We start from the raw sequence: 13,357 nt of genomic DNA on the forward strand, positions 1-13,357 counted from the left end.
ATTAGCTATAAAGGGGATTCTTTATATTTTAAAGACATTGAAAAGTCCTAAGATTTCTTCTTAATCTTCGTCAGTTCCATCTTACGAATTCTAGCGCGAACGGCTCCTTTTGTTCTTTCGAGCTTAATAGCCATATCACCTACACTTAAGCCTTCAAAAAACATGTTGATTAACGCATCATCATCCTCTCTGTTCCAATCTTTGTAGGCTTCTTTGTGTTCCTTTTTTATCTTTCTAATCTTGTCAAAATCCTTTTGATCCATGACTTTCTAATTATGCTCTTTTTTTCCTTCTATTATTATTCGAAGAACCTGATCTTCCTCTTCTCCAATCCTTATTTCCTGAATTATTCGGTTTAGATGATCTTGATTTAGGTCTACTTCCTCTAGTTTTCAAAGGTTCTTCTTTTGGCAATTCTGCAATTTCATCAACCGAAAATGGATGATCTTTAACAGCAGGAATCGTCTGTTTGATTAACTTCTGAATGTCTTTAAGGTAAGGCAATTCATCCTCACTACAAAACGAAATAGCAGTACCACTGGCGTTTGCTCTACCGGTCCTACCAATACGGTGAACGTAGGATTCCGGAATATTTGGCAAATCGTAATTCACTACCAAAGCCAAACCAGCAACATCAATACCACGAGCAGCAATATCGGTTGCAACCAATACTTTTGTAGTTCCTTCCTTAAAGTTACTTAAGGCTTTTTGTCGGGCATTCTGAGATTTATTACCATGAATAGCCTCAGTATGAATATCTGCCTTCTTAAGAATTCGGGTCACCTTATCGGCACCATGCTTAGTTCTTGAAAAAACCAAAGTAGAACCCAACTCCCTCGATTTTAAAAGGTGAGTCAACAATTTGGCTTTCGATTTTTTACTTGTATAATAAATCGACTGTTCTACCCTTTCTGCAGTAGTCTGTTGTGGCTTAATTGTTACTTTCTCTGGATTCCCTAGAATTTGCTTCGAAAGACTTACAATTTTAGGAGGCATAGTAGCCGAAAAGAACAAGGATTGTCTTCGCTTAGGCAATTGATCAATAATTCTACGGATATCGTATATGAAACCCATATCGAGCATTTGATCTGCTTCGTCCAGAACAAAATACCTAACATCGCGAAGAGAAATATATCCCTGGTTGATTAAATCCAAAAGTCTACCTGGAGTAGCGATCAACACATCAACACCTTTTGCCAAAGCCTGAGTTTGTGCGCCCTGCTTTACACCACCAAATATTACAGTATTTTCCAATCCTGTATATAATCCGTATTCGCTAAAACTTTCCTTTATCTGAATTGCCAACTCCCTTGTTGGAGTAACTACTAATGCCTTAATTCTGCGCTTGCCTTTGGCTTGTTGCTCTTCATACAAATGCTGAAGAATAGGTATTGCAAAAGCAGCTGTTTTACCTGTTCCTGTTTGAGCACAACCCAATAAATCTTTTTTTCTCAATAAAATTGGAATCGATTCTGCCTGAATTGGAGTTGGATTTGTGTAACCTTTCGCCTCAATCGCTCTTAATATAGGATCAGCTATATCTAAATTGTCAAATGTCATAATCTAATAAAAGTGATCGGCAAAGGTAATCTAATAGTTTGGATTAACAGCACACATCAAGATATTAATTGTAAATCAAACAATTAGATCAATCAGAAAGTTCGTTCACTATCATTTATAAGTATAGTGTCCAATAATTATATAACGATTTAGTAGATCCTCCACTACCTGACCAGCACCTATGTTGTGAACAAATAGTGGGCGTTTACCATCTTTCGATTTTTGATCGATTACAATTCCTATGTGAATAATTCCTCCACCCAAATCCCAACAAACAATATCTCCAGGCAAATAATCCTCTGCCTTTCTGCTCTTTATCTTAATGGTTCCCTTGCGTTCAAAAAAAGTCATAAGGTTGGGAACTCTTCTGTGATCAATATTTCTATCAGTCGATTTCAATCCCCAATTATTAGGATATAAAGAAAAGTTTGCCTTCATATCTTCATGCACTTCTTTTTGCAAATCAATACCCAACATTCTGTAGGCACGAATTACCACATCGGTGCAAACTCCTCTACCTGCTGGCACATCACCATTCGGGTAGTCAATCGAAAAATACGATGGATCGTAAATCACCTTTTGCTCTGTTAGTTTGATCGCTGCTTTCGATAGTTTATTGGAAAAAGTTTGGGCATAACCAAGAAAGAAAAACCAACAAAAAAAAAGGCTCAATACAAATCTTCTCATAACTCTAGTTTAAAATTGAAAATATTGCATTCACAGACAACAATTATTCCAAACAACAAAAAAAGTACATCCAATTAATGCACTTTTTTTTATACGAATGTAATCACTACTTCTCTGGTGAGATATATTTGTAGACCAATCCAGCCAAAATAGCTCCAACAATTGGCGCTAACCAAAACAACCACAATTGCCCCATTGCCCAATCACCTACAAATAGTGCCTGACTTGTACTTCTCGCAGGATTAACAGAGGTATTGGTTACAGGAATACTAATTAAATGAATTAAGGTTAAACCCAAACCAATTGCTAAACCAGCAAAACCTGCAGATGCTTTTGAGTGAGTGGCTCCTAAAATAATTAGTAAAAACATAAATGTCATAACTACTTCACAAATTAAAGCAGCAAGCATTCCATATCCACCAGGCGAATGTTCTCCATAACCATTAGCTGCAAAACCTCCAAGTTCAAAACCTGATTTACCACTAGCAATCATATATAAAATTCCAGCACCAGCTATTCCTCCCAACACCTGTGAAATAATATATGGCATTAGCTCCTTTCCGTCGAAACGTCCACCAGCCCATAAACCTATTGAGACTGCCGGATTTAAATGACAACCCGAAATGTGTCCTATGGCGTACGCCATTGTAAGTACGGTTAAACCAAAAGCTATGGCAACTCCAACAAATCCAATTCCCAATTCGGGATAAGCCGCTGCCAAAACAGCACTACCACATCCCCCTAATACCAACCAAAGGGTTCCTAAAAATTCTGCAACCAATTTTTTCATTTCAATTTAATTAAGGTTAATAATTAGATGTCAATTCAGATGTCAACAACATCTTTACAAAGATGTTCCACCTGCTTTGTAGAATAATAAATATAATCAATTTAATCCACATGACCACCTACTAATCAAACAGATAAGAAAATCAAAAACAAACTAACAACTAAAATATTTACCTTAACAAATCAATTCGAAACTATATGAGCACATCATTTCAGCTCTAAACTTTACTCTCACACAGATTCATTATTAAATTGAAAATCTTACTAGAAGAGATAATGCATAATAAAAAAATCTCCCTATTCAAAATGAACAAGGAGATTTTAAGTTAACTAATTATATGTAGCTGATTTTAATTCTACATGAAACCACCACCACCTTGAGTCTCGCGACTGTCTCTGCGTTTTCTTTGTTTGGCTTTGTTTTTACCACTACCAAATCTGTACGAGAAACCAAGGTAAGCCGTTCTGCTTTCCCAATGGAATTCACCCGTTTGCTTATATGGCACTTCGGATTTAAACTTAAATTTCATTCCTTCAAAAATATCGTTTACTCTAAAGGTTAAAGTTCCTTTTCCTTTAAGAATTCTATAGCTTGCTCCAGTATTGATCATCCACATTGGATCCACTTCAAATTGCAAATCTTCTCCACCTCCACGATACATAGCGAACAACTGGAATCTCAGCTTCTTGGTTGCAGTAAAACTATTCGATACTCTAACATTAAAGGAATTATTTGTGATCTCAAGATTTTCGCCGTTAGATACACCTGTCTCTTTTTGGATATACAAATCGGAACTGGCATTCATCGACCACCATTTAACAAATCGGTAATTTGCTGACAATTCTAGTCCATAACGATCGTTGCTATCAGTATTATAATATGACATCTCTACCTTTTCAACATCCAATGGATCCTTGTTTAAAACTCTTGAAATGTTATCATTCACTCTTCGGTAAAATACACCAATTGTGGCTGATCCTTTTTTCAATCCTTTTGTATAGTTAAACTCAAACGAATTGGTATACTGCGGGTCAAGCTCCGGATTTCCAAAAGAACTAATAAGTGGCGTACTCCACTCTCTAATTGGGTTAACTTGTTGAATAGATGGTCTGTCTACTCTTCTACTGTAACTTAACTGCAGCTGATTTTTTTCACTCGGTGTAAATGTAAAAAACACCGAAGGATAAACAGTAAATCGACTATCGGTATACTTAGCCTTTTCATCACCTTTAATAAACTTTCCATCTACCTCATATTGCTCAAATCGAGCACCCAATTGCATTGAAAGATTATTAATCTTATGATTCAAGTTTACATATCCAGAATAGATACTTCTATCATAAGTAAATGCCGAATTAGGTTTCTGCTCAGTTACAAACCAATCTCCATCAGGAACCGTATTTCCATCAACATAAACAAAATCGTGCTGATTTGTCACTCTAGAATTCTCAGTATCATTTAATCTAAACTCCAATCCCAGTTCTAATTTCGTATTTTCCGATAATGGATTGGTATAATCCAAATTTAAAAGTGTATTTGAATAATCATTATCAACATCATCCATGTAGTTCGAAGTCAAGTCGATCGGATTCAATAATTCTGTATAAACGGCATCTTCAGGAGAATCACTCTCACTATAAGTTGCTTCAAACTCCAAATTGTGTCCTTCTTTTTCAAAGTCTATCTTATAATTAAGATTATAAGTTCCCGTAGAATTATCCGTTTCAGATTTCATCAAACTATTATAGTCGAGCTCTGTTCCTCTATAAATCTTAGTTACACCATTAAATTCACCTTCTCTAAAATTCTGCGTAGTATAAAATGAAAGTGTATTCTTTTTATTCAGATAGATATCGGCTCCTACTTTTAACAATTGAGAATTGTTATCGCTTTTAAATTTAAATTTCTGTAAAATATCATTATCCAAAATTACATTTCCATTCTCATCTTTCGCGCTTCTTAAAACATCTCCATAATTGTCTCTTTTTCCATCATTCGCACCAAAGTTTAAGAAAAAGTTCACCTTACCGGTTTTGTAATTCATATCTAATGAACCGTTCATACGAGTATTTTCGCCTCGTGTCAAGCCCATATTTACATTTCCGTTAAAGCCAATATTGGCATTCTTGTTTAGCACGATATTAATAATCCCACTCATTCCCTCAGGATTGTACTTAGCAGATGGATTTGTAATTAACTCAATACTTTTTATTGAAGTAGAAGGAATCTGCTGTAGCAATTGAGCTGCACTAATATTAGTAGGTTTACCATCAACCAATATTCTTACATTCTCGTTTCCTCTAAGGCTAACCGATCCTGTCTGGCTATCAACGCTTACTGATTGTACGTTATTCAATACCTCTGAAGCATTTGCTCCTGCAGCCGTTAAGTCTTTCCCAACATTAATCACTTTTCGGTCAATTTTTTGAGTTACGGTAGACAGTTCTGCTCTTACAGTAACTTCACCAAGAACTTCGGTGTCCTCCTCTAATCGAACAGTTCCCAATTTATGAGCTGATAGTTTAGATGAAAATTCCAGCTCTCTCACAAACGGCTTGTAACCCATATATTGAATTTCAACTTTATTTTTTCCTTTAGGAATTTTCTTAATCGTAAACTTACCGTCATTATCGGTAATTCCTCCTGTTAATATTTTATTATTTGCATCGCGTATCACAACATTTACATACGGAAGAGGCTCTTGAGTTTTAACATCAACAATAACACCTGTTAATGATCCATTTTTATCTCCCACTGGCATATCTGTCTCTGCAAAAACAGTAAAACTAAACAACAGTAAAATGGCTATTAGTAATCTTTCTTTCATCGTTTAAATTTTTAAGGTTAGCTTAGTAGTATGACTACATTTTAAATTAAATGGTTACAAATCGTTCCTTCAGACCTCTTCTATCAACACACACTAGATTCGACAGTTTTGCAGAATTCTTTAAAAACCATTACGCCACTCCTCTATCACACACAATGCCAAAAAATACATTATTCAGATTATCAACAATTAACAGAATATAAACATTTTTCACCATGTTCGATATCGAACAATTCGTGTACGGTTTGAAACTCACATAAACAAGGATAGGTATAGGAAAAAGGAAGAGAATAAAAACAAAAAAGGGTAGCAAATTGCTACCCTTTCGTGATCCAGCCAGGATTCGAACCTGGGACCCACAGCTTAGAAGGCTGTTGCTCTAATCCAACTGAGCTACTAGACCGTCCTTATGAAATTATTTTTACCTTAAAAAAAGAAAGAGTGATCCAGCCAGGATTCGAACCTGGGACCCACAGCTTAGAAGGCTGTTGCTCTAATCCAACTGAGCTACTAGACCATTCCCTTAAAAGGCGATGCAAATATAGGGATTTATTACTTTCCGAAACAAATATTTTTGTGTTTTTTTTCAGTAAAATTAGCACTTACATCAGTAAGGGTTTAGGATTCAGAGCGTATCCAATTCACCAAACCTTTACTTTTTATAATTTGTCTTAGCTTATCGGGCAAAACTGGTATCTCAAATTGCTTTTCATCTACCATTAGAGTGCCAGAATTGAAGTCAATTTCTATTTTATCTCCTTTTTGATAAGCTTCCACTATCTCTCGATTTACGATCAACAACAAGCCCTGATTTATAGCAGAACGATAAAAAATTCGATTTACCGATTTTACTATTACTGCTTGCACACCGGCATAAGCCAAACCGACTGCCGGATGTTCCCGAGAACTGCCACAACCAAAATTCTCACCTGCTACTATAATATCTCCTTCACGCAGTTTATCTGCAAAATTATCATCAAAATCTTTAAACAAATGTGGACGAATGCCTTTAGCATCCGAGCTCAACACCTCATAAGTTAAGTTTCCTGCAAACATTTGGTCCGTGTTCAGATGATTGATATCGGAATAGTCCCAAACTCCAGCAGTTTTTCTATTTTCATCCCGAGCAATTAAATTTACATGAGTATGTAATTTTCGATACGGATAAGAGCCTCGCTGCTGCTTCTTATCTCTGGGATCAGTAATTTTACCATTTAATGCAGAATGTGCCACTGTTGCTGGTGACGCCAGATAAATTTCAACATTCTTGTTCCCCATTCGACCTAAAAAATTCCGATTGGCAGTTGACACAACTGTCGTTCCATCTGCAGGAATTCCCTGACCCGTTCCCAAACATGGTCCACAGGATGTTCCAAGCAGAATGGCTCCCGATTTCAATAAACTGGAAATAATCCCTTCATCAATCGCTTCCAAATAGATTTCTTTTGAAGCTGGTGCAATCATCAATTGGAATCCATCTGAAACTTTCTTTCCTTTTAAAATATCAGCTGCAATTCGTAAATCTTCCAAGCGTCCATTGGTACATGTTCCAATCAAAGCTTGTTGCACTTGAATTTCACTTACATCGCTTACTGTCTTCACATTATCGACATGATGTGGTGCAGCAACCAATGGCAATAAATCATCCAAATTAATTAAATATTCCTTGAAATATTCAGCTCCTGGATCAGCCCAAACACCTTTGATTTTTTCCCCGTAGTAATTTTCCAAAATCTCATCGGGAGGAAAAACAGCATTCTTAGCTCCCATTTCCGAAGCCAAATTCGCAAGAGTCATTCGTTCTGCAACCGACAAATGCTTCACTGCTGAACCATGATATTCAATCGACATATAATTGGCTCCCGCAGAACCAATCATTCCAATAATCCATAAGGAAAGATCTTTGGCATAAACTCCTTCGGGTAACTTTCCATTTAACGTAATTTTAATGGATTCCGGTACACGAAACCAGGTCTCTCCCCTTTTCCATAAGCCAGCTGCTTCAGTTCTATCTATCCCTACCGCCATAGCATTAAACGCTCCAGCCGTACAAGTATGGCTATCGCTACCAACAATCAACATACCTGGTTTAGCATGATATGACATTATTTGGTGACAAATACCTGAGCCTGAATCGTAAAACTTTTTCACATTCTGTTCCTTTACCAGTTCACGTACAGCTTGATAATCTGTAGCAAGTTTAGCATTTGTGGGTGGTGCGTTATGATCTAATACAACCATCAACTGATTGGGATTATATACCTTTTCACCTCCCATTTTTTCAAATGTTTTGCGAATGCTAGCTGTATTGTCATGAGTTAAAACAATATCGGGCTTTTTAAACACAATACTTCCTGATTTAGCCCAGAAAATTTTCTCAACAAAAGTTAGGTTTTGCATGAACATCTACCTTTAAATCATATAGAAATTCTCAAAAAGATATAAGCTTTATTGCTATTCAATATTAGAACAATCCGCCATTCTGGTAGATCTCGAGTTGCACTTCGGAAAACTTATCGCCGAAAACACTTATTTTTTTACTTAAATTAATAATTTCTCCTGTTTCAAAATTTACATGAACTTGATCTCCATCAGATAATTTAAGTTTTAGAATATCAATACACGAAACAATTGGGAAAGCAGCATTAATGGCATTTCGCTCATAAATAGCACCATAAGACTCAGCAATGATAGCCTGTATTCCTAATGCCTTGAAACAATCCACAGCCTGTTGGCGCGAGCTACCACTTCCAAAATTTTTGTGAACTACAACAATATCTCCTGGCTTTGCTTTCCTTGCAAACTCTTCATACCCTTTAAGATTATCAAAAGTATATTGTCCCATTGCAGTAGTATCAGTTATGGTAAGATAACGATTGTGGTAAATCATATCTGTATCAACATTGTCCATCGGAATGTACCAAACTCTCCCCTCAACTACTTTAGGTCTTTCCTCCTTCTGAAAATCATTTTCCGATATATCCGTTAATACCTGTTTTCTTTCCACATAATTGTGCACAATTGGAGATTCTGGAATTTCATCGTGAGGAACAATACATCCTGCGATAGCCGAAGCTGCTACTGTAGCAGGAGATGCCAAATACACCTCTCCTTTTCCCTGTTTTCCAGGAAAATTTCTATTACCAGTACTTATGGTAACCTCTCCTTCACCGTTTTGACCAACCTGTCCAGCTGCACAACCAGCACAACCGGCATTGGATACCATGGCTCCAGCTTCTTTAAAAATATTAATCAGTCCTTCCTTTAAGCATTCATTCCAAATTTCGTCGGTAGCAGGAACCAATTTAAAAACAACACCGGGAGCCACTTTTTTGCCTTTTAAAATTCTACCTGCAATGCGAAAATCTTCCATTCTACCATTCGTACAACTACCTATTAAAGCAGAATCTATAGGAACACCTTTGGCTTTTATAACGGGAACCGTATTGTGCGGCTCACCAGGCAAAGCTATTCGAGGAACAAAATCATTCAAATTTAAATCAATAACTTTTTCATAAACGGCATCGGGATCTGCTTTTATCACCTCTAATTTTTCAGTTCTCCTAAATTGACTAAATTCCATTATTGCCTCATTCGGCGTAAATAAAATAATAATACAACCCATTTCCGTTGCCATTGATGAAATGGTAATTCTTTCGTCCAAAGTTAATTTATCAACCTCTTCTCCATAAATCTCCAATGAATAACCTAAAAGTGAATTTGCTCCAAATTCATTCAAAAGACCCAAGACAATATCCTTAGCAAATACTCCCTTGGCTCGCTTTCCGTTCAAGTTTAACTTAATTGACTTTGGCACTTTGAACCAAATTTTACCATTATGAATTGCTGATGCGATATCTTTATCACCCATTCCCTGACCAAAAGCACCAACTGCCCCTAAAATATTAGCATGAGAATCGGTTGTAACAGCTGTAGATCCGGAATAAGCCAAACCTTGCTCGATTAATGTATGAGTTCCGATCCCAGAATTTATATCGAACACCTTAAGGTCATTATCACGAGCAAATAACCTGCATATTTGTTGATTAATAGCATATTTTTGATCCGAGCCAGTTGGATTGCAATCGAAAGTGAAAAATGTTTTCTCAGGATCATCAATTTGAAGATTGTATTCATGAATATTTTTAACAACATTGGCACCACCGAAATCTCGCGCAGCACGAACATCAATTTCAATGTCTACAATTTCGCCAGGTTTGACAACATTCTCCTTAGAGTGATTCGCCAATATCTTTTCGATTAGTGTCATTCCCATGTTTCAAATTATTTTTGAGTTAGAAGAATTCCGTCGCTTATCTGCTATAAAATAGTAATACCACAAATAAAACTCTACACAAAATCAAGCTCTTATCTCTTAAATTTACGGAAAAAATATTCCTCAGCATCAAAAACAGGTAGGAATATTCCCCATTTTTTAAAGCTTTTTATCAGAAATTTTTCGGTTTCATTAGAGAAGTTATCTTTGCAATTCAATTGAAAAAAATGAACAGAACTTACGCTGGAAATATCCCAAAACTTTATGCAATTAAAATTGCGAAATGGTTCATGCTAACCATGCCTATAATTGTTCTGTTCTATCAAGAAAATGGGCTTAGCATGCAGGACGTTCTTACCCTAAAAGGGATTTACTCCGTAGCAGTAGTAATTCTAGAGATTCCTTCAGGATATCTTGCTGATGTTTGGGGAAGAAAAAAATCATTGATTTTAGGAGCCATATTGGGCTGTTTAGGCTTTGTAATTTACTCGTTTAGTGATGGATTTACCGGATTTCTTATTGCAGAGTTAATACTTGGAATTGGGAGTAGTTTCATATCAGGATCCGACTCGGCAATGCTATATGACAGTCTTTTAAAAATGAACAGAGAAAAAGAATATCTGAAACAAGAAAGCAGGGTAATGTCGCTTGGAAATTTTGCTGAAGCATTAGCTGGAATTGCAGGAGGAAGCTTGGCACTGATAAGTCTTAGAACTCCATTTATTTTTCAATCTTTCATTGCTTTTATTGCCGTTCCTGCAGCTTTTCTATTGCTTGATCCTAATCAAAACATGCCAAAATCAAAAGCTGGCTTTAAGCACATTTTATCCATCGTAAAATTCTCTCTTTGGGATAGTGCCAAACTAAGGTGGAATATTGTATTATCATCGGTAATTGGATGTGCAACTTTAACTTTAGCGTGGTTCATTCAGCCTTATCTAAGAGATTTGGACATGGAAGTAAGCACCATTGGCGTAATCTGGACAATGCTTAATTTAACTGTAGGTGCAGTAGCATTATTAGCTCATAGAGTTGAAGGCTATTTAGGTAAAATAGGAACCTCCATTTTTATTGTAGTCGGCATTTCAGGCAGTTTTATTCTGAGCGGATGGTTTCATTCTTTAATAGGCGTAGGAATTCTCTTTTTCTTTTATTTTGTAAGAGGAATAGCAACGCCCGTTTTGAAAGATTATATCAATAGAATTACTGAATCAGATATGAGAGCAACTGTACTTTCTGTTCGTAATTTTATAATCCGAATTTGCTTTGCTATTATTGGTCCATTTTTAGGTTGGTACACCGATCATTTTAGCATTTCATCTGCTTTAATTCTTGCGGGTAGTATTTTCTTTGTGCTAGGCGGAATAAGTGTTTTATTTTTAAGAAAAGTAGAAGCCTAAACTCAAATTATTAAACCTCTATTTCTAACTTATCGTAAGCCAAAAATACATTCTCCGGCAATTCTAATTCAACTTCATCATGAAATCCCATTTGATGGCTAATGTGTGTAAAATAAGCTTTTTCAGGTTTCAACTCCTTCACCAGTTCCAATGCCTCAGGTAAGTTAAAATGAGAAATGTGTTTTTCTTTGCGTAGCGCATTTACGACTAAAACCTTAGCCCCTTTCATTTTCTCTTTCTCCTCTGGCGAAATATAATTTGCATCGGTAAGATAAACCACATCACCAATTCGATAGCCATAAACTGGCAGTTTTAAATGCATGGCTCTTATTGGAATAATCTTCGTTCCATTAATACAAATTGGAGAACCATCAACATCTATCAAGTTCATTTGTGGTATTCCAGGATACTTAAACTCTGCAAAAACATAAGAAAACTCTTTCATTAAAGAGTTCTGCACTCGTTTTTCCGCATAAATATTTACGGCTTCTTTATTCACCCAGTTAAAAGCTCTAATATCATCCAATCCTGCCGTATGATCCTTGTGTTCATGAGTAAAAAGAATGGCTGATATATTCTCAACTCCAGCTCTTAGCATTTGATAACGAAAATCAGGACCACTATCAATTACCAAATTCTGCCCATCGACATAAATTAAGACTGAAGAACGCAATCTCTTATCCCTAAAATCATGAGACTTGCAAACAGCACATTTACAAGCAATAATTGGAACACCTTGGGAAGTTCCCGTTCCAAGAAAAGTTAGTTTCACCATAGAAATGCATTTTCATCTGGTCGATCAAGATTATTTTCTTGAATCTTTAAATTCTTTTCGGATAGATAAGAAAAGTAAATAAGCAAGTACCACAACAGCCAATACTGCTGATGGAATTGCAGCTTCTTCACCAAACAATGTAAGTGCAGTTACTACAGCAAAGCCTGAACTTTTTATGGTTACCAATAAGTTCTGTGTAATTGCTACCGGAGTTTTCACTCCAATTTTTCGGCAAAACTGTTCAAATACCAATCCTAATCCGAATGTCCCTAATATCAAAACCAGGGAAACCAGCAAGAGTACTTCAAAATTAGAAAAAAATACTTGCCTATTTAAACCTACAGCCGTAAAAATTATCAAAGCAAAACCCCAATCAACAATTCTACCTCTTACCTTTTCAACTGTTGGCTTTATAGGCTTCCACAATAGTAATCTTGATATTAATAAAGGAACAAGAACCAATTGAATCATTGCTACAAACAAATTCATTGGATCGATACCTCCATCGATATTCGAAAATAAACCCACAATTAAGGGTGCAAAAAATATTGAGGAAAGAAATGCACCCAATGTTCCAACAATTGCATACTTTAAATCACCTTCGAGTATATGAGAAAAAGGAATAACTGCAACGCCCGGCGGAGTTGATGCAATGACCACAAAACCTAAAAATAATTCTGGCGTTGGCATCAACCAATAGGATAAACCAATAATTACCGCTCCGAAAACCACGTAATTCAAAAGCGAACCAATAATCATTGGTTTAATCATCTCTTTTAAGGGAAACATTGCTTTTGTTGAAATTCCCGTTGTCGAAAATGTCATTACAACAGCTAGTACATAAAAAGTATAGCTCTTAAAAAATGAAGCATATTGACCAATTAGTAAGCCGAGAATCACTGCAAGCACTAAAATAAAGTTTCGATTTAAAAGGACTTTGACTGCTAATTGTTTCATTTTGCAATTTAATTCGATGGATTACATACAAAGATGAAACAATTTTACAGTTATTCAAAAATTATTCAGAATGAATACAAATTAA

Annotated in this window: 10 protein-coding genes and 2 tRNA genes; 1 reads left to right on the forward strand and 11 read right to left on the reverse strand. The window is 36.0% G+C overall.

Going from position 1 to position 13,357, the window contains the following annotated elements; translation table 11 throughout:
- Positions 1–47: 47 nt before the first annotated feature.
- From GCQ56_RS09155 to GCQ56_RS09195, 9 genes are all read right to left on the reverse strand, one after another.
- Positions 48–263 carry a hypothetical protein gene (locus GCQ56_RS09155; RefSeq protein WP_152734182.1) on the reverse strand — a complete coding sequence of 72 codons (216 nt, stop codon included), beginning with the start codon at positions 261–263 and terminating at the stop codon, positions 48–50.
- A 10-nt stretch (positions 264–273) separates the two neighbouring features.
- Positions 274–1,560, reverse strand: coding sequence for a DEAD/DEAH box helicase (locus GCQ56_RS09160; RefSeq protein WP_152734183.1), 1,287 nt, complete (start codon positions 1,558–1,560; stop codon positions 274–276).
- Between the two features lie 111 nt (positions 1,561–1,671).
- Positions 1,672–2,247, reverse strand: a complete 576-nt coding sequence (locus GCQ56_RS09165; protein ID WP_152734184.1) for a DUF1287 domain-containing protein — start codon at positions 2,245–2,247, stop codon at positions 1,672–1,674.
- Positions 2,248–2,353: 106 nt separating this feature from the next.
- Entirely contained in the window at positions 2,354–3,037 is a 684-nt protein-coding gene (aqpZ, locus tag GCQ56_RS09170) for an aquaporin Z (protein ID WP_152734185.1), read from the reverse strand.
- Between the two features lie 355 nt (positions 3,038–3,392).
- Entirely contained in the window at positions 3,393–5,864 is a 2,472-nt protein-coding gene (locus tag GCQ56_RS09175) for a TonB-dependent receptor domain-containing protein (RefSeq protein WP_152734186.1), read from the reverse strand.
- A 328-nt stretch (positions 5,865–6,192) separates the two neighbouring features.
- Positions 6,193–6,267: transfer RNA gene (locus GCQ56_RS09180), tRNA-Arg, on the reverse strand.
- Between the two features lie 39 nt (positions 6,268–6,306).
- A tRNA-Arg gene (locus GCQ56_RS09185) sits at positions 6,307–6,381 on the reverse strand.
- 101 nt (positions 6,382–6,482) lie between these two features.
- Positions 6,483–8,264: an aconitase/3-isopropylmalate dehydratase large subunit family protein gene (locus GCQ56_RS09190; protein WP_152734187.1), complete on the reverse strand. Its 1,782-nt coding sequence runs from the start codon at positions 8,262–8,264 to the stop codon at positions 6,483–6,485.
- Between the two features lie 64 nt (positions 8,265–8,328).
- Positions 8,329–10,140 (reverse strand): aconitase/3-isopropylmalate dehydratase large subunit family protein, encoded by a 1,812-nt coding sequence (locus tag GCQ56_RS09195; RefSeq protein ID WP_227006041.1) that lies wholly within the window; start codon positions 10,138–10,140, stop codon positions 8,329–8,331.
- Positions 10,141–10,367: 227 nt separating this feature from the next.
- Between GCQ56_RS09195 and GCQ56_RS09200 the strand changes: the two genes are divergently transcribed.
- Positions 10,368–11,540, forward strand: coding sequence for an MFS transporter (locus GCQ56_RS09200; RefSeq protein WP_152734188.1), 1,173 nt, complete (start codon positions 10,368–10,370; stop codon positions 11,538–11,540).
- Between the two features lie 10 nt (positions 11,541–11,550).
- Here the strand turns inward: GCQ56_RS09200 and GCQ56_RS09205 are convergent, their stop codons facing one another.
- Complete coding sequence (locus GCQ56_RS09205) at positions 11,551–12,315, reverse strand: MBL fold metallo-hydrolase (RefSeq protein WP_152734189.1); 765 nt, start codon at positions 12,313–12,315, stop codon at positions 11,551–11,553.
- Between the two features lie 30 nt (positions 12,316–12,345).
- Positions 12,346–13,272 (reverse strand): bile acid:sodium symporter family protein, encoded by a 927-nt coding sequence (locus GCQ56_RS09210; protein ID WP_152734190.1) that lies wholly within the window; start codon positions 13,270–13,272, stop codon positions 12,346–12,348.
- Between the last annotated feature and the right edge of the window lie 85 nt (positions 13,273–13,357).

Source organism: Marinifilum sp. N1E240 (genome assembly GCF_009295825.1).
In the GTDB taxonomy this organism is placed as follows: Bacteria; Bacteroidota; Bacteroidia; order Bacteroidales; family Marinifilaceae; genus Marinifilum_A; species Marinifilum_A sediminis.